The 17,458-nt window shown below is 70.2% G+C and carries 16 protein-coding genes and 1 riboswitch; of the genes, 9 read left to right on the forward strand and 7 right to left on the reverse strand.

Annotation, left to right across the window (positions count from 1 at the left end):
• Nucleotides 1-441: 441 nt before the first annotated feature.
• Both GD1_RS10650 and GD1_RS10655 read right to left on the reverse strand, forming a co-directional pair.
• Nucleotides 442-3,162: a sacsin N-terminal ATP-binding-like domain-containing protein gene (locus GD1_RS10650; RefSeq protein ID WP_059036992.1), complete on the reverse strand. Its 2,721-nt coding sequence runs from the start codon at nucleotides 3,160-3,162 to the stop codon at nucleotides 442-444.
• Nucleotides 3,159-3,944 (reverse strand): DUF3027 domain-containing protein, encoded by a 786-nt coding sequence (locus GD1_RS10655; RefSeq protein ID WP_059037000.1) that lies wholly within the window; start codon nucleotides 3,942-3,944, stop codon nucleotides 3,159-3,161. Before GD1_RS10655 ends, GD1_RS10650 begins: the two co-directional genes overlap by 4 nt.
• 166 nt (nucleotides 3,945-4,110) lie before the next feature.
• Between GD1_RS10655 and GD1_RS10660 the strand changes: the two genes are divergently transcribed.
• Both GD1_RS10660 and GD1_RS10665 read left to right on the forward strand, forming a co-directional pair.
• A complete protein-coding gene (locus GD1_RS10660; RefSeq protein WP_083534075.1) occupies nucleotides 4,111-6,027 on the forward strand; it encodes an MFS transporter in 1,917 nt (638 codons plus the stop codon).
• Nucleotides 6,028-6,033: 6 nt separating this feature from the next.
• The gene (locus tag GD1_RS10665; protein ID WP_202927354.1) at nucleotides 6,034-6,573 is read left to right on the forward strand and encodes a DUF2771 family protein; all 540 of its coding nucleotides are present in this window, start codon (nucleotides 6,034-6,036) and stop codon (nucleotides 6,571-6,573) included.
• Nucleotides 6,574-6,638: 65 nt separating this feature from the next.
• Here GD1_RS10665 and GD1_RS10670 read toward each other — a convergent pair whose 3' ends face one another.
• Nucleotides 6,639-7,052, reverse strand: coding sequence for a cold-shock protein (locus tag GD1_RS10670; protein WP_059036993.1), 414 nt, complete (start codon nucleotides 7,050-7,052; stop codon nucleotides 6,639-6,641).
• Nucleotides 7,053-7,311: 259 nt separating this feature from the next.
• Here GD1_RS10670 and GD1_RS10675 point away from each other — a divergent pair, with 259 nt between their 5' ends.
• From GD1_RS10675 to GD1_RS10695, 5 genes are all read left to right on the forward strand, one after another.
• Nucleotides 7,312-7,521, forward strand: a complete 210-nt coding sequence (locus tag GD1_RS10675) for a hypothetical protein (protein WP_053778794.1) — start codon at nucleotides 7,312-7,314, stop codon at nucleotides 7,519-7,521.
• Nucleotides 7,518-8,063, forward strand: coding sequence for a flavin reductase family protein (locus GD1_RS10680; protein WP_020793605.1), 546 nt, complete (start codon nucleotides 7,518-7,520; stop codon nucleotides 8,061-8,063). The genes GD1_RS10675 and GD1_RS10680 overlap by 4 nt, the downstream gene beginning before the upstream one ends.
• Complete coding sequence (gene moaA, locus GD1_RS10685; protein WP_059036994.1) at nucleotides 8,060-9,178, forward strand: GTP 3',8-cyclase MoaA; 1,119 nt, start codon at nucleotides 8,060-8,062, stop codon at nucleotides 9,176-9,178. Before GD1_RS10680 ends, moaA begins: the two co-directional genes overlap by 4 nt.
• Before the next feature lie 5 nt (nucleotides 9,179-9,183).
• Nucleotides 9,184-9,432: a MoaD/ThiS family protein gene (locus GD1_RS10690; protein WP_020794380.1), complete on the forward strand. Its 249-nt coding sequence runs from the start codon at nucleotides 9,184-9,186 to the stop codon at nucleotides 9,430-9,432.
• A 263-nt stretch (nucleotides 9,433-9,695) separates the two neighbouring features.
• A riboswitch (cyclic di-AMP (ydaO/yuaA leader) is annotated at nucleotides 9,696-9,861 on the forward strand.
• 10 nt (nucleotides 9,862-9,871) lie between these two features.
• On the forward strand, nucleotides 9,872-10,510 hold the full coding sequence (locus GD1_RS10695; protein WP_059036995.1) for a transglycosylase family protein: 639 nt from the start codon (nucleotides 9,872-9,874) through the stop codon (nucleotides 10,508-10,510).
• A 69-nt stretch (nucleotides 10,511-10,579) separates the two neighbouring features.
• Here the strand turns inward: GD1_RS10695 and GD1_RS10700 are convergent, their stop codons facing one another.
• Genes GD1_RS10700 through GD1_RS10715 form a run of 4 tightly spaced genes read right to left on the reverse strand, consistent with a single transcriptional unit; the run spans nucleotide 10,580 to nucleotide 12,206 of the window.
• The gene (locus GD1_RS10700; RefSeq protein WP_059036996.1) at nucleotides 10,580-11,032 is read right to left on the reverse strand and encodes a molybdenum cofactor biosynthesis protein MoaE; all 453 of its coding nucleotides are present in this window, start codon (nucleotides 11,030-11,032) and stop codon (nucleotides 10,580-10,582) included.
• Nucleotides 11,029-11,511 (reverse strand): MogA/MoaB family molybdenum cofactor biosynthesis protein, encoded by a 483-nt coding sequence (locus tag GD1_RS10705; protein WP_059036997.1) that lies wholly within the window; start codon nucleotides 11,509-11,511, stop codon nucleotides 11,029-11,031. The genes GD1_RS10700 and GD1_RS10705 overlap by 4 nt, the downstream gene beginning before the upstream one ends.
• Complete coding sequence (moaC, locus tag GD1_RS10710; RefSeq protein WP_082366144.1) at nucleotides 11,508-11,951, reverse strand: cyclic pyranopterin monophosphate synthase MoaC; 444 nt, start codon at nucleotides 11,949-11,951, stop codon at nucleotides 11,508-11,510. Before moaC ends, GD1_RS10705 begins: the two co-directional genes overlap by 4 nt.
• 51 nt (nucleotides 11,952-12,002) lie before the next feature.
• Nucleotides 12,003-12,206 carry a hypothetical protein gene (locus GD1_RS10715; protein ID WP_152972937.1) on the reverse strand — a complete coding sequence of 68 codons (204 nt, stop codon included), beginning with the start codon at nucleotides 12,204-12,206 and terminating at the stop codon, nucleotides 12,003-12,005.
• Nucleotides 12,207-12,336: 130 nt separating this feature from the next.
• Between GD1_RS10715 and GD1_RS10720 the strand changes: the two genes are divergently transcribed.
• On the forward strand, nucleotides 12,337-14,814 hold the full coding sequence (locus GD1_RS10720; RefSeq protein WP_059036998.1) for a protein kinase domain-containing protein: 2,478 nt from the start codon (nucleotides 12,337-12,339) through the stop codon (nucleotides 14,812-14,814).
• A 54-nt stretch (nucleotides 14,815-14,868) separates the two neighbouring features.
• Complete coding sequence (locus GD1_RS10725; RefSeq protein WP_059036999.1) at nucleotides 14,869-17,214, forward strand: helicase-associated domain-containing protein; 2,346 nt, start codon at nucleotides 14,869-14,871, stop codon at nucleotides 17,212-17,214.
• Nucleotides 17,215-17,458: the final 244 nt, after the last annotated feature.

Here is a 17,458-nt window from a genome sequence, read left to right on the forward strand (position 1 = left end):
AGCCGAACTCGCCACGCAACCACCTCAAGAGTGGCCACCAACATCGTCAGCTCACCAGATTTCGACACGGGTCCTCGCTACGCTCGGTCCCGGCTCAATCACCGATAGAAGACCCAGCCCAATCACCAATGGAAGTTCCGGCTCAATCACCAATAGAAGCCACGGCTCAAACAACCAGTGCCACACGATGGTTGAGCCGACGAGGAGCGCAGCGACGAGACGAGTCGAAACCTCAGACAGCCGAACTCGCCAACGCAACCACCTCAGAGATGGTCACCACCCAGCGCCCGCTACGGAGATTTCGACACGGGTCCTCGCTACGCTCGGTCCCGGCTCAATCACCAATCGAAACCCCGGCTCAATCACCAATGGAAGTTCCGGTTCAAGCACCAATCGAAGCCCCGGGCAGCGACGAGACGAGCCGAAACCTCAGACAGGGGATCAGCTCACCTGTCCGCGGTGGGTGACACCGCGATCGTCGACCCACCAGGCGACGCGCTTCTCGCGGCGGGTGCCGTTGTGTTCGAGGAACACCCAGAGTTCGTCGTGTATGCGCATCGGGCCGGCGACCGCTCCGGCTGCGGCCGACCAGCGAACGGCCTCGGCCGACGTCGTCTCGACCGGCCGTCCTGGCCCTCCCAGGATGACCGTGAACTCCTCACCGGCGGTGGGTAGATCGAGGATCTCGGCGAGCATCGCCGCATCGGCGGCGACGACGGGCAGTCCGGCGATCACGGCCTCGGCGTCGTCGAGGGTCTGCAACCACCACGGCGCGTCGACCACCACGGCGTCGTCGGCCACGCTGCCGGACAATGTCCGGACCGACTGCGGCACGTCGATATCCGCCGGGTCGAGCGCGCCTGACCGGCAGGCGCCGACGATGGCCGCATGGATGCCGACCGCCACGCCGGGGGTGACGTCGCGCCCGTCCTCACCGAGTCGCGCCAGCAGTACCGAGGCGTCGGTCGCCGATTCCGGCGGCAGCGCCCCGAGTGCGGTGGCGAGGTCGTCGGCATGCGGGTGATCGAGCGGATCGAGCACACCGGCGAGGCCGGCGTCCGACGGCGCACGGAACTCGCCGAGCAACGATCCGTCGACCTCGGCGAAGTGCCGCAGCCACCACGGGGTGTAGTCGGCCCGGCCGGTGAAGGCGGGCGCGAGGCGCTCGTCGGTGGCCATCAGGGTCAGCGCGCTCGCCCACCGGTCGGGATCGACGAGGTCGAGATCACGGATGGCACAGAGTGTTTCCGGAGCATCGGGCAGCGACTCCCACCACTGCTCCTCGTCGGGCAGTTCGTGGTCGGGTCCGACCGGCAGCTCGTCGGAGACCAGGGCGAACCCCCATCCGACGCCGAGGCGGCGCAGGACGTCGGCCCCCACCCGCTCGGCCAGCTCGGGGTCGACGATCCCGAACGGGTGGTCGTCGACGAGCACCGACAGCAACGGCGACTCGGCGAGCAGCAGTTCGTCGGCACTGCACAGTTCCCCGTCGGCATCGGGGATCGGCAGGCGTGCGAGCCAGCCCGGAACCGGGGCGTCGGGGTCGGCGGCGAGCAGCGTGAGGACCTCTTCGGCGAGGTCCTCGGCCTCGTCGTCGACGAGGGACTGCAGGACCGGGTCGGCCAGCGCCTCGGCCGGCGACAGCGTCTGCACGCCGAGCCGTTCCAGGAGTGGGTGATCGGCGGCGGGATCGACGGTGGGCACCCATCGCAGCGGGATGCCCACGTCGACCGTCGTGGTGAACAGGCCGCGGGCACCGATGTGCATCCGGGAATCGGATCGCGGGATCGGTAGTGCGGCAAGTTCTTCGACGTCGGCACCGGTACCGACCAGTGGCGCCAGCGCATCGTAGAGGCGGTGCCACCACTGCGCATCGCGGTCCACCCCGGCCAGCCGCTCGGCGACGACGGCCAGTCCGATCCGGTCCACCCCGAGCAGCTCGAGGACCGGAAGGCGATGTGCCGACGACAGTTCCGGGTGGACGAGGTCGGCGAACACCTCACCGAGCACCTCGGCGAGGGCGTCGGTCAGTCCGATCAGCACCACCGCCCGGGTGGGAACCAGATCGTCACCGCCCGCGCCGGGCAGCCAGCCGGAGGTGCGCAGCGCGGCCAGGACGGCCTCGATCATCCGAGTGTCGTCACCGCCGTGTGCACGATAAGGCAAGGGCACCAACGACAGTCGGTCCACCGGATCGACGAGTCGCAGGATCTCTGGATACCCGGCGGCGGCACCGACGATGTCGGCCGACGGATGCAGATGGCGACGGTCGGCGGTCAGCGGGGCGTCGGTGTAGAGCCTGCACGGCAACGACATCGGGATATCGGTGGGCGTCGGTGCCCACACCACGTCCCGGTCGCCGACGACGACGGTGCCCTGGCGCAGCTCCACCGACCACCGGCTTCCGCCGTGGGTGGCGACGGCGAACTCGCGACGGCCGCCGCCGGACTCCTCGACCACGATCCGGTCGTCACCGCGCTCGACGGTGAAGGTCTGCTCGCCCACGTCCATCCGCGCCAGTGCGGGCAGGGCGAGCAACAGGTCGGCGGCCTGCCCGGCGGCCACGGCGAGCAGGCCGGCCACATCGGTGTCCGGCCGCAACGACAGGACGATCTCGGTGGCGAATCCGGCGCGGGGTGCCGCGTCGAGCGGCCAGGCCAGGCGCAGCAGCGGAACGGCGTGCCGCGACAGTGCCTCGTCGGCATCGATCCCGGCCTGGTCCAGCGTGGCCCCGGTCCGATCCCGGTCGAAGACGATCGATCCGGGCCCCGAACGGATCTCGACCCGGTCGGCGACGGTGGCGGTGGCCGAGAAGCCGACCCCGAACCGGCCGACGACACCGTCGGTGCCCGCGGGGTCCTTGGCCGACACCCGCAGTGCGGTGAGCGAGCGTACACCGGATTCGGTCAGGGGCGCACCGGTGTTGGCGATGTGCAGGGTAGCGCCGTCGGCCCAGATCGCGACATGTCCGGCGGCCCCGCCCAGATGCGCGGCGTCGGCGGCGTTGGTGACCAGCTCCACCACGAGCCGGTCGCGGTACCCGACCGCCGCCAGGTCCGCCTCGGCGGCGGCATCCTCGGCGAGTCGGGTCGGCGAATCACGCCACGCCGCGACGGTGGCCTCCCGCAGGGCGGCCGCACCGAACCGATCGGGAGTGGTCAGGACCGGCCGTCCGGATCGTCGGCACCCGCACCGGCCGACACCGCGACGATCTCGAGCACACCGTCGTCGAAGGCGTCGAAGGCCGGGGTGCCCTCACCCTTGGGGGCGACCATGTCGGAGTGTGCGCCACAGCCGTATTCGGCGGAGACGACGTGGGCGTCGGCGGAGAACTCGTTGGCGCACGCACCGAACGCCGCGCGCAGCGACCCCGACAGCGGGATGTAGAAACCGCAGGTGCAGCACGGGAACTGGGCGGCCTGTGCCATCTCCGAACCCGGTCCGAAGTCGCCGTCGTACCAGCGCTGCGCGGCCTCGTCGCGTCCCTCACGGCTGAGCAGCCGCTTGCGACCCAGGCCGAGTGCACCGGAGATCTGCGCGATCTCGTCGGGATCGGCGACGAACTCGTCGCCGGTGTCGATCTGGTTCGGGACCAGACGCACGTCGTCGGGATCGGCGGCCAGGACGTCGCCGGCCGAGAGATCGCCGGGGGCGACCCGCTTCGACCACGGCACCCACGACGGCGACAGCAGCGCGCCGTCACCGGGCAGCAGAACCACCTCGGACACGGTCACCTCGTCGCTGCCCGGGGCGCCGGCCACCACGACACACCACTGCCATCCGCGGTAGCCGATCAGATCGGCGTCGAAGTAGTGGGCGGCGGCCCACTCACCCTCCGCGACGGCGTGACGATGCTCACCCGGACGGTGTCCGTCCTCGATGAGCGCAGCACGGGCAATATCGACGGCATCGAGCAACCGCGGCCCGTCCACAACTCCAGTCACCGTTCCAGTGTGCAACATCGCCGGATCCGCGTGCACACCTGGTGCCGCGTGCTTCCGGCCGGTGCCGGGCGATCCACCGGAGGTCTCCCGCGGGAGGCGGTGCGTGCGACACATCGCCGAGCACCTCATCCGCCACGCCTGTCGCCGGATAGGGAACAATTGACGCGTGACCGGATGGAAGCCGCAGAACCGCGCCGACACACACGCCGGGGCCACCGACCCCCGTGTGGACGGGCGTACCCGGCGCAACCCGGTCGACCATCCGGGTACCGCGAACTATCCGGCCGACGGCCGTCGGCGCCGGCCGCAGCCGGGTCGTGATCCGGCGGGTGCGGGCCGCGGTTCGGGCGGCAACAATCCTCCCGGCGGCAACCGTGGCGACGCCTATCTGCCGCCGCGGACGCACAATCCGCATCTGCCGCCCCTCGACGACCCGTCGGCACCGCCGCGATCGTCGGACACCCAGGCCCTGCCCACCGACCCCGACCAGCCGAAACTGCCCAAGAAGATCACCGTCGCCCGCGTGGCGGCGATGCGGTCGAGGCAGCTCACCGCCGCGGGCATCGGCAAGATCCACCAGGCCGCGACCGCCGACGGCGCCGACCAGTCGGGTCTGACCGCACTGACCCTGCCGGTGATCGCGAACTTCACCGTCGACGCCGCGATGGCCGTCGCCCTGGCCAACACGCTGTTCTTCTCGGCGGCCACCGCCGAGTCGAAGGTGAGCGTGGCGCTGTACCTGGCGTTGACGATCGCCCCGTTCGCGCTGATCGCCCCGCTGATCGGTCCGCTCCTCGACCGGCTGCAGCACGGGCGGCGGGTGGCGATGGCGGTCACCTTCGGCGCCCGCGTGGTGCTGGCCCTGCTGATCATGGCGAATGTCACGTGGGATGCCGCCGCACAGCAACTCAACTACGACCCGTGGGTGCTCTACCCGTGCGCGCTGGGTCTGATGGTGCTGTCCAAATCGTTCGGCGTGCTCAAGTCGGCGGTCACCCCACGGGTGGTGCCGCCGTCCATCGACCTGCCCCGGGTGAACTCCCGACTGACCACATTCGGCCTGATCGGGGGCACCATCCTCGGCGGTGCGGTGGCCGCGGTGTTCGAGCTGTTGCTGGCCAAGGTGCTGCCCTTCCACCTGCCGGGTGCGATGGTGTGGCTGGCGATCGTGGCCGCCGTCGGCGCCTACCTGTGCATGCGGATCCCGTCGTGGGTGGAGGTCACCGAGGGTGAGGTGCCCACCACCCTCACCTACCACGGTCCGACGACCGCCGAGCCGCCACGCACCGGCCGAGAGGGACGTGAAGGACGCGGCGGTGTGCGGGACGGCGCGAAGGTGCTGGCCGCGACGATGCGCCGGCCGCTGGGACGCCGGGTCGTCGCAGGTCTGTGGGGCAACGGGACCATCCGCATCCTCACCGGGTTCCTGACCCTCTACATCGCCTTCTACGCCAAGGCCCAGGAGGGTGTGCACTCGGACTGGAAGCAGCTGGCGATGCTGGGTGTGGTCGGTGCGGCCGCCGGTATCGGCAACATGATCGGCAACGGCGTCGGCACCCGGCTGGAGCTGAAGAACCCGCAGAAGATCGTCCTCTACTCGACCACCGCATGTTTCGTGTTCGCCGTTCTGACGGCCGTGTTCGGCAACATGCTGATGGCCACGCTCACCGCGCTCGTCGCCTCCGGGACCAGCGCGATCGGCAAGGTGTGCCTCGACTCGTCCATCCAGGACGACCTGCCGGAGGAGTCGCGGGCGTCGGCGTTCGGCCGGTCGGAGACCGTCCTGCAGCTGTGCTGGGTGACCGGCGCGGCACTCGGCGTGCTGCTGCCCACCACACTGTGGATCGGTTTCGCCGTGGTCGCGGCGTTCCTCGGGGTCGGCCTGACCCAGACCGTGCTGACCGTCCGCGGACACTCACTGATCCCCGGCCTCGGTGGGCATCGCCCCGACCAGACCGCCCCCACCACCCCGTTCGCGGCGGCACCGACCACCCACTACAGCCATCCGACGACGCGGCACGAACCGCCGCGGCGTCGACCCGGACCGGGCGACGAGCCCACCAAGCGGATGGGATATCACTAGACCGTGATGAGTTCCGGTGAGAAGAAGGCCGTCGCGATCATCGCGCTGGTCGCGATCGTGGTGGTTGCCGTCGTGGGCAGTGCGGTCGGTGTGCTCGTGGCCACCGCCCACTCCGACGACGAGGACGGCGCCTACCTGCACCTGGCGGTCGGCGACCAGCTGCACACCGTCGAACCCGTGCGCTGGTGCGATGTGTTCCTCACCGAGTGCACACCGCCGCCGAACCAGCCGCAGCGGGAGACACCGCACGTCCCGGTCCCGACCGGCACGTCGGTGCTGCTGTCGGTGCCGTCGGTGATCGCGTCGGGTCCCTGGAGCCTGACCGCGCTGTATGCGACGCCGAAGGGCCTCTACGAGGATTCCCGCATCCTGCAGTCCGGCACGACCTTCACGGTGAAGCTGGAATCAGAGCCCGATCGGGTGCTGGTCGGCATCACCGTGATCGTGCCGTCCGCGGTGGTCAACGCCGACGGCACGATCGACACCGCACGCGGCGCCCTGGCCGTGCAGACCGCACCGGTCGGGTTCGCCGTCCCGGCGATCTGACCCGCACGCGGATCGTCCTGCCGGGAGATCCGGGCAGGACGATCCGGGTGATCGGGGTGGGGCGATCAGTGATCGAGTTCGCGGGCGACCGCGCGCACAACCTCGGAGATCCGCTGCGCGGTCTTGCGATCCGGGTAGCGGCCCTGACGCAGGTCGGGCTGCACCTTGTTCTCGAGCAGGGTGATCAGGTCGGCGACCATGCCGTGCAGTTCGTCCGGGCTGTGCCGCTTGACGTCCTTGCGGGCGGCTTCCCGGGCGTTCTTGGCCATGCTGGGTGCCGGCTCGAGCACGCTCACGCGCAGCGCCTGCGGCCCCCGGCGACCGGCGGCCATGTCGAACTCCACTCGCTGCCCCGGCTTGAGGGCCGCGATGCCCTCGGGAAGGGTCGACGCACGGACGTACACGTCCTCGCCGCCCTCTTGAGCGAGAAAACCGAAGCCCTTGTCGGCGTCGTACCACTTCACCTTGCCCGTCGGCACTGTGCTCACCCTCACTGAAATCGGTCGGTCACAACAAAAAAGGCGCCCGGTCCCACACAGAACGATGAGCAACAGGCGCCTGGTCGTCACCATCCTAGCCAACCGTCCCGCACCGGGTCACACCCATTACCGTCCACCGAACGCCCCTCGCACCCGTGCCGGTATGGGCGAGCGGTTCCGGTACCCCTGCACTGCCACGGTCCACAGGAGGTGCCCGGGTGTTCTACCGTGGATGACATGGAGTTCTACCGTGGGTGATATGGAGAAGAAGCGATCATCGCGGCTGTTGCCGGTGGCGATCGTGGTGTTCGTGATCGGCCTGATCGCGCTCATCGCACTGTTCGTGATGCCGGCTGTCGCCGACGGCGAGACGGCACCGACCGCGGTCTATCTGCTGGCACTGTGCGCCCCGCTCGGATTCCTGCTGGCCATCGCCGCGGCCCTGCGCACCGGACGCCGGACACGGTGACCGCCCCGCCCGGCGAGTTCTCCGCGGTCACCGACCCCGGGGCCTTGAAGCAGGCCTTCGGCTGCTTCCCGTCGGGAGTCGTCGCCGTCTGCAGCGATGTGGGCGGCCCCCACGACCCGCAACCGATCGGGATGGCGGCCAGTTCGTTCACCTCGGTGTCGATGGACCCACCGCTGGTCAGCGTGTGCGTCCAGAACACCTCCACCACCTGGCCGCGGCTGCGGGCGTCACGGGCGCTGGGCGTCAGTGTGTTCTCCGCCGACCAGTCCGAGCTGTGCCGGCAGATGGCCGGACCCGCCGAGCACCGGTTCGACGGGATCGACCCGTTCGGTCCGGACGCCGGAACGCGGACCGGCGTCGACGACGGCGCACTGTTCGTCCCGCAGGCCGCCGCACATCTGTTGTGCACCGTCGCCCAGGAGGTCCCGGCCGGCGATCACGTCGTGGTGCTGCTCCGGATCGAGGCATTGCGCTCGGATCCGGACATCGAACCCCTGGTCTTCCACGCCAGCAGCTTCCGCGCCCTCGAGGCCCGACGATGACCACCGTCCATCTGGGCCTGCCCCTCCCCTCCCGCACAGCCGATCCCTGCCTGCCCGGTCTGTGCGCACCCGACACCACGCCTGCGGGCCCGGACAACCGGCTGTGGGACACCCACGGCCGGGTCGCGACCGATCTGCGCGTGTCGGTGACCGACCGCTGCAACCTGCGCTGCCGCTACTGCATGCCCGCCGAGGGTCTGGACTGGCTGCCCGGCGACGACCTGCTGACCACCGACGAGGTCATCCGTGTGCTGACCGTCGCGGTCCGCGACCTCGGGGTGCGTGCGATCCGCTTCACCGGCGGCGAGCCACTGCTGCGCCGCGATCTCGAGGAGATCGTGGCCGCGGTGGCCGGGCTCGACGAACGCCCCGACATCGCGATGACCACCAACGGGCTGGGCCTGACGCGACGTATCGGCGGACTCGTCGACGCCGGGCTGACGCGGGTGAACATCTCGCTCGACACCGTCGATGCCGCCCGGTTCGCCGAGATCACCCGCCGCGACCGGCTCGGTGACGTACTCGACGGACTGGCCGCCGCGCGGGCCGCCGGCCTGCACCCGGTGAAGGTCAATGCCGTGCTCCCGGACCGGTCGGATCTGTCCCGCCTGCCCGACCTGCTCCGGTTCTGCCTGGACCACGGCTATCAACTGCGGGTGATCGAGCAGATGCCGCTCGACGCCGGCCACGACTGGGACCGGGCGTCGATGGTGACCGCCGACGAGATCCTGGCCACCCTGCAGGCCGGCTTCGACCTGCGGCCCGATCCGACGCCGCGGGGGGCCGCACCGGCCCAGACCTGGCTGGTCGACGGGTACACCGAGCCCCACGGCGGACCGGCCCGGGTCGGCGTCATCGCGTCGGTCACCCGCCCGTTCTGCGGGGACTGCGACCGCACCCGCCTGACCGCCGACGGCGCCCTGCGCAACTGTCTGTTCGCGACGTCGGAGACGTCGCTGCTGCCCGCATTGCGCGGCGGGCCGCTGTCGGTGGACACCGACGCCGCCATCGCGCGGCTGTGGCGCGGCAATGCCTGGGCGAAGGGCCCCGGCCACGCGGTCAACTCCGCCGGTTTCCACCAGCCGGACCGGCCGATGTCGGCGATCGGCGGCTGAGTCGGATGCAGGTGACCGTCCGGTTCTTCGCTGCCGCGCGCGCCGCGGCCGGTGTCGACGAGACCGTCGTCGACGTCGCCGACTCGATCACCCTCGGTGAGTTGGAACACACTCTGGCCGACGGGAATCCGGAACTCGCACGGGTCCTCGAACGGTGCTCGTATCTCCGCGACGAGACCGCCCTGTGCGACCGCACCCGCCGCCTGGCACCGGTGCGGGTGCTCGACGTCCTCCCGCCGTTTGCCGGCGGATGACCCGCAACCGTCCTGTGACCTTTCTCACATAACAGCCCGGTAACGGGATGGACACGAGACGACCATCATGCCTGTGAACTGCGGTGACACTGAAATGGGGCCGAAAGTCCCGTTCGGACACTCGAAATGGGTTGCGGGATGGGGCGTGAATCCTCCGCTCGAACGACGTAGGGTTCGTGTCGACCTACTTCGGAAGGTCACAGCCAGACCAACACATCCATAACGTTCCACCGGGCGCGCCGAGCCTCGTTCCACCGGTGGGATGACGAGAAACATCTGGGAACGAGGACGGGGGACCCACCTTCCCATCCGGGAACCGGACGTCGACCGACGTCCTTGGGGTTAAGTCCGCGGCCACACCGGCCATAGCGACCGAGCACCTCTCGCTCGAACCCGACAGCTGACTTCGCAGGCGCGTGGAGAGAGGGAACGAACACCTATGTCCGGACGTCACCGCAAGCCGACGACCTCGACCACCACCAAGACCTTCGCCAAGGTCGCGCTGACCGGCGCCGTCCTCGGTGGTGGCGCCGCCCTGCTGGGCACGGGCTCCGCCCAGGCCGCCACCGACGCCGAGTGGAACCAGGTCGCGCAGTGTGAGTCGGGCGGCAACTGGGCCATCAACACCGGCAACGGCTACCAGGGCGGGCTGCAGTTCAGCCCGAGCACCTGGGCCGGGCACGGCGGCGGCGAGTTCGCCCCGACCGCCAACCAGGCCACCCGCGAGCAGCAGATCGTCGTCGCCGAGCGCGTGCTGGCGTCGCAGGGCAAGGGCGCCTGGCCGAGCTGTGGTGGCCCGCTGTCGGGTCCCACCCCGCGCACCGCCCCCGCCGACACCACCCCGCTGCGCAAGGCCGCGCCGACCCCGGCGCCGTCCACCCCGCAGCAGCCCGCCACCGGTCTCGAGCAGACCCCGGATGCCACCAGCACCCAGGAAGCCCTCGATCAGCTCGGTGAGGCCGGCGTCAGCCCCGAGGTCCAGGGACTGCTGAAGGCCGCCCAGAGCAGCGGCTACCAGCTCACCCCGGACCAGCTGCGCCTGTTCAACGACAACAAGGGCCTGATCCCGCTCCCCTGAGCGACCCAGACGAAGGGCCCCGCACGATGCATCACGCCGTGCGGGGCCCTTTTCCAATTCCGGGGTGAGTCAGGCGGAGCCGACCCATTCGTCTCTGCCGTCGTCGAAGAACTGGTGTTTCCACACCGGTATCCGGGCCTTGACCTCGTCGACCATCCGCGCGCAGGTCTCGAATGCCGGTCCACGGTGATCGGCGGCCACGGCGACGACGAAGGCCACGTCGCCGATCCGCAGGTCGCCGACGCGGTGGGATACGGCCACCGCGCGCACGCCCTGTGCCGATGCCGCGACCTCGGCGACCACCTCGGCCAGCACGGCCGGGGCGCTCGGGTGTGCCGAGTACGACAGCAGGGTGACGCCACGGCCACCGTCGTGATCGCGGACCGCGCCGACGAACCCGACGACGGCCCCCGCGGCCCCACCCGCGGCACGGGTGACGAGGTCCTCGTGCTCGGCGAGGGTGATCGGTTCGGTGGCGAGTGCGGTGTGGACGACCTGTACCGCGGACGGTTCCGGGGTCATGGGTGGTCACCGCCGCGGATCTGGTCGAGGGTGTGGTCGAGGACCGTGCCGAGCACCGTCAGCCCGTCGCGCACCCCGCCGGTGGAACCGGGCAGATTGACCACGAGGGTGGTGCCGATGACGCCTGCGGTTCCGCGGGACAGGATCGATGTGGGGACGTCGGGGAGTCCGGATCGTCGGATCGCATCGGCCAGGCCGGGGATCTCGATGTCGAGCAGTGTCCGGGTCTGCTCGGGGGTGCGATCGGTGGGTGAGAGGCCGGTTCCGCCGGAGGTGACGATCAGGTCGACGCCCGCGTAGACGCCGGCGCGGATGGCCGCTCCGACGGGGTCACCGTCGGCGACCACGTCCACCTCGTCGACAGCGAAATCGCGGGTGGTGAGCCAGTCGACGATGATCGGGCCGGATCGGTCCTTGTAGATCCCGCTGCTCGCCCTGGTCGACGCCACGATCACCCGCGCCGAACGCGAGGGTGTCACCGATCCGGGTCCTCGTCGCGAATCCAGTGGCCCGATCGGCCGCCGGACTTCTCCAGGAGCCGGACGCCGTCCATGCTGGCGCGACGGTCGACCGCCTTGACCATGTCGTGCAGGGTGAGCCCGGCCACCGACACGGCGGTGAGTGCCTCCATCTCGACGCCGGTCTGACCGGCGGTGGTGACCGTCGCGGTCACGTCGATGCTGTCGGTGCCGACCTCGAAGTCGACGTCGACCGATGCCAGCGACAGCTGATGGCACAGCGGGATGAGCGCATCGGTGCGCTTGGCGGCCATGATCCCGGCGATGCGGGCCGTGGCCAGCACGTCTCCCTTGGGCAGGGAGGCGGAGGTGAGCAGTTCGATCACCCGTGCGGTGGTCCGGAAGGTGCCCGAGGCGACCGCCCGACGCCGGGTGACCGACTTGTCACCGACATCGACCATCCGGGCGGTGCCCGAGTCGTCGATGTGTGACAGCGATTCGCCGGTCACGGCTCAGCTGTTGATGTCCGTCTTGGGGTTGATGTAGTGCACCTTGTCCGCAGGCAGCGGGAACTCGACGTCCCCGAACGGGGACAGTGCACCGGCGACGTGGGTCGCGAACTCCGAGACGGCATGGTCGGGCACGTTGCCGTCGCCATCCCTCGGCCAGCCGTTGTCGACGTAGTGATTCTTCGAATTGCTCTCAGCCACGCGCATATTGTGCCATGCCCGACACCTGCCGGGCAGGCCGACCACCCACCCTCCGTTCGAATGATATGGCGGCACCCGTGTCATCGGTGGCGGTAGGGTCACAATCCAAGGTCCGACGAGCATCGAAGGGGAAGACGTGCCACTGAGTCCAGGTTCACAGATCGCCGGCTACCGCGTGGTCTCACTGCTGGGTTCGGGCGGAATGGGCGAGGTCTACCTCGTCGAGAATCCGCAGCTGCTCCGCCGCGAGGCCCTCAAGGTCATCTCGCTCGCCGGGGCGCAGGATCCCGACTTCCAGCGCCGATTCACCAACGAGGCGCGGACCACCGCGTCGCTGGATCACCCCAGCATCATCTCGATCCATCAGTACGGCATCACCGACGGCACCCCGTGGTTCACGATGAACTACCTGGAGGGCTCCGACCTCACCCACGGCCCCATCTCCGCGGCGGACGTGGTGACCGTCACCGAGCGGGTCGCCGACGCCCTGGACTACGCCCACCGACGTCAGGTGATCCACCGGGATGTCAAGCCCGCCAACATCTTCGTCAGCCGGGATGCCTCGGGGGGCGGTATCGAGCGGGTCACCGTCCTCGACTTCGGTATCGCCAAGCTGGTCAACTCCACCTCGCTGACCGCGACGAGTGCGTTCATCGGCACCCTCGCCTACTGCGCCCCCGAGGTGATCGAGGGGCACGACGCGACCGCGATGAGCGATCAGTACTCGTTGGCGTGCACGGTCTTCCAGCTGTTCACCGGTCAGGCACCGTTCACCACCACCACGCCGTCGGCGCTGGTGATGAGTCATCTGACCAAGCCGATCCCGCCGATCAGCTCCCTGCGACCGGACCTCGGCGCCTTCGACGCGGTGCTGACCAGGGCGCTCGCGAAGAACCCGGCGGACCGCTATCCGGACTGCCGGTCCTTCGCCGCCGCCCTCAAGTCGGCCGTCGACGGTTCCGGGGAGGCAACGGTGATCGGCCCGGCGGGGGGCCATCGTCCCGCCACCCCGGCTCCGGTGGGGACCCCGATCCCGTCCGGCGGTCTGTCGAACCCGCCGTCCTACCCCAATCCGGGGCACCCCAATCCGCCCTCGCACCCCAATCCGGGGTCCTATCCCAATCCGGCACAGCCGAACCCGGGCGCCTACCCGGCGTCACCGGGATACCCGGGCACCCCGCCGCCGACGCCGTATCCGTCGCAGCCGGGGATCGCCTCCGGCCCGACGATGGCGAATCCGACTGCGGGACTCGGCGGTCCGGGCACCGTGCCGCTGGGTGGCGGGCAGCCGCCGACCTACCCGCCGTCGCAGCCGAACCACCTCGTCGGCGGTGTTCCGGGGCAGCCGTACGGGCAGCCGCAGCCACCGCAGCGCAAGAAGCGCACCGGCCTGATCGTGGGTGTGATCGCCGTCGCCGCGGTCGTGATCGTCGCGGCCGCGGTCGGAATCGCGTTCGCAGCGGGTGCGTTCAGCGGCAGCAAGGACGACGACGTCACCGCGGCGCAGCCGTTCACCATGTCGGCCTACGGCAAGACGACGTGCACGGTGCAGGCCGGCAAGGCCTACTGCTGGGGTAAGAACGGTTCCGGCGAGCTGGGGATCGGCTCGACCACCGACAGCACCACCCCGGTCGAGGTCGGCGGACTCTCCGGCGTCACCGCGATCTCGGTGGGCGGGTACGCCGACAGCGACCGCAACTCGCGCACCACGGTGTGTGCGGTGGCCGGCGGCGAGGCCTACTGCTGGGGCAACGACCACTACGGCCAGATCGGCGACGGCGCCACCGGTTCCGGCACCGACAAGACCTCGCCCACCAAGGTCCCGAATCTGACCGGCGTGACCTCGATCGCCACCGGATACGGGTCGACGTGTGCGGTCGCCAACGGCGATGTGCTCTGCTGGGGCGACAACGACTCCGGGCAGCTCGGTCTGCCCGGTGTGGACGAGACCACCACCCCGACCAAGGTCGCGGGTCTGCCCCCGGCCACCGCGGTGGCCACCGCACAGGGCACCACCTGCGCGATCGCCGAGGGCAAAGCCTACTGCTGGGGTGACAACGACAACGCCCAGATCGGCAACGGGTCGACCAGTCGGCAGGAGTCGCCGGTCCAGGTCGCCAATCTCACCGACGTGACCTCGCTGTCGGTCGGCACCTACACCAAGAACAACTCGGAGGACACGCCGACCGCCTATGTCACGGTCTGTGCGACCTCCGGTGGCGGCGCCTACTGCTGGGGCGACAACGCCTACGGCCAGATCGGCGACGGCAGCACCCAGCAGCGATCGGTGCCGACCCAGGCCACCGGCCTGTCCGGGGCGTCGGTGATCAGCACCGGCTGGGGCAGCACCTGTGCCGTCGCGGACGCGAAGGTGTGGTGCTGGGGCGACAACGACAACTCCCAGCTCGGCACCACCGGCGACGGCCGCCAGACCCCCGCGGAGGTCACCGGCCTGACCGGTCAGGCGGTGGCGGTGGAGACCGCGGGCGGCTCCACCTGCTCGCGGAACTCCGCCGGCGAGGTGTACTGCTGGGGCCACAACGACGTCGGCCAGCTCGGCGACGGCAGCACCAGCGACCGGTCGACGCCGGTCAAGCTGACCCTCCCCGCCTGATCGGGGTTCGGCGCGCCCGCAGCGGCATACCCGGCACTCAGTAGAATCGGTCGGATGAGTTCGGATACCCGCGCGGACGCACTGGCCGTCGATCTGACGCGTCGCTCCGACGACGACCTCGCCGAACTCTTCGCGCTCCGGCCCGATCTCGCCGCGCCGCCACCCCAGGGGACCGGTGTCCTCGGTCAGCGTGCGTTGTCGGCCGCATCGATCGCGCTGGCCGGCGAGTCGCTGGATCTGCTCGACGTGGCCGTGCTGGAGCAGGCGATCGTCTTGGGTACGCCCCCGAAGCGACGCAAGACGCCGGTACCGGTGACCGTGTCGGCGATCGTGGACGCACTGTCCGATCGCGCCGAGCCCGCCGACCTCGCCGCACGCGTCGACCATCTCCGGCGGCTGGCCCTGATCTGGGGCGACGACGACTCGCTGCACGTCGGGGCGCACACCGCCGCGGCGTTGCCGTGGCGGGCACTGCATCTGACCGGCCCGCTCGGCCATCTCACCCCGGACGAGGTGCGGGCCCGGCTCGACGGTCTCGACGAGCGTCGGTCCGACCTGCTCGCCACCCTCTCACGCGGGCCGGCGCTGGGCCGCAGCCGCGACGCCGCCCCCGACGCGGATCCGGCGGCGCCGGTGGCCCGGCTGATCGCCGACGGCCTGCTCGCCCGGATCGATCACCAGACCGTCGAACTGCCACCGCAGGTCGGGCAGATCCTGCGCGGTGAGCCGCCGTTGCGCAGCGACGACCTGCACCGGCCGGTGCCCGACGACGACAATGCATCCCGGCGGTTCTCCGCCCGTGACATCGACGCGGCGGCCGGTGGTGAGGCGCTGGAACTGATCCGGCACACCGTCGCCCTGCTGCGGGTGCTGGGGACCGCCCCGGCCGCGGTGCTGCGGTCGGGTGCGCTGGGCGTGCGTGAGCTGCGCCGGCTGAGCAAGGCCACCGGTCTCGACCAGCGGCGGGTGGCGCTGATCGTCGAGTTGCTGGCACATGCCCGTCTGATCGACGCCGGTTTCCCCGATCCGCCGCCGGCCAACGACACCGGCGAGCACGCCTTCGCGCCCACCACCCAGGCCGACGCCTGGTTGCACCAGCCGCCGGAACGGCAGTGGCTGACCCTGGCCCAGGCATGGCTGTCGGTGCCCCGCCGGGCGTGGCAGGTGGGTGAGCCCGACCGCGACGGCACCACCATCCCGGCGTTGTCGGCGGAGAACCAGGACGCCCATGCACCCGCCCAGCGGCACACCATCCTGGCCGGGCTGGCCAACACCGCCCCCGGTACCCGGGTGTCGGTGGCGGGTCTGGTGGCCGCTCTGCATTGGCATCATCCGCACGGGTTGCGTCGGATCACCACCCGCGTCGTCGACGAAACCCTCACCGAAGCACGGGAACTCGGGATCGTCGCACATGCGGCACTGTCGTCGGTGGGGCGCGCGCTCCTCGCCGCCGAACCCGACGACGAGGATGCCGCGACCCTCGCCGCGATGCGTAAGGCCTTGCCCGAGCCGGTCGACCACTTCCTCGCCCAGGCCGATCTCACCATCACCGTGCCGGGTCCGATGACCCCGGATCTGGCCGAGCAGGTGGAGCTGGTCGCCGACCTCGAATCCGGTGGAGCCGCATCGGTGTATCGCGTCACCGAGGACAGCGTGCGGCGTGCGCTCGACGCGGGACGCTCCAGCAGTGAACTGATCACCCTGTTCACCGCGCACTCCCGCACCCCGGTCCCCCAGTCGCTGACCTATCTGATCGAGGACGTGGCCCGCCGCCACGGCCAGCTGCGGGTGGGTCTGGCGTCGTCGTTCATCCGGTGCGAGGATGCCGCCACGCTGGCGGCGGTGTTACGCAGCGACGCCGCCGACCACTTGGCCTTGCGTGCCCTGGCCCCCACGGTCGCGGTGTCGCCCAGCGAGATCCGCGAAGTCCTCGAGCAGCTGCGATCCGCCGGTTTCGCGCCGGCCGGCGAGGATTCGGCCGGCGAGCTGGTGGACATGCGCACCCGCGGCAGCCGGGTGGCGACCACACGTGGGCGACGGACCCTGATCCCGCCGCGCCGTTCCGCCCTCAACTCCGACCAGGTGCGGGAGGTGGTGTCGCGGTTGCGTTCGCATGACCGGGCGATGGCGGCGAGACCGGCCCGGGAGAAGAAGGGCTCGACCACCCCGGTACGTGCCGCGGGCAACGGTGAGACCACCACGGCCCTGATCCAGTTGGCCTTGCGGGCCAATCGCCCGCTGCGCGTGGATTACGTGAACGCCCACGGTTCGGCGAGCCGACACATCGTCCATCCCCGCATCATGAGCGCAGGTCAGTTGATCGGCACCGAGGACGGCACCGACGACGAGCAGCACTTCTCCCTGCACCGCATCACGAGCGTGGAGCTGTTGAGCGAGTAGGGACACAAAGACACCATTCGATGATCGATCCGGAATAGAAAGCAGCATCGGCAACCGCCACAACCACATTCGATGGTTGATCCGGGACCACAGCAGCATCAGCAACCGCCACAACCATATTCGATGGTTGAGCCGGGACCGAGCCGCCAGGCGAGGACCCGAGTCGAAACCCAGCAAGACGACAATGTCAGCAACCACAACCCCGACGTGGTCACCACCCAGCCCCGGCCGACAGAGGTTTCGA

The organism is Gordonia desulfuricans NBRC 100010 (assembly GCF_001485495.1).
GTDB lineage: Bacteria > Actinomycetota > Actinomycetes > Mycobacteriales > Mycobacteriaceae > Gordonia > Gordonia desulfuricans.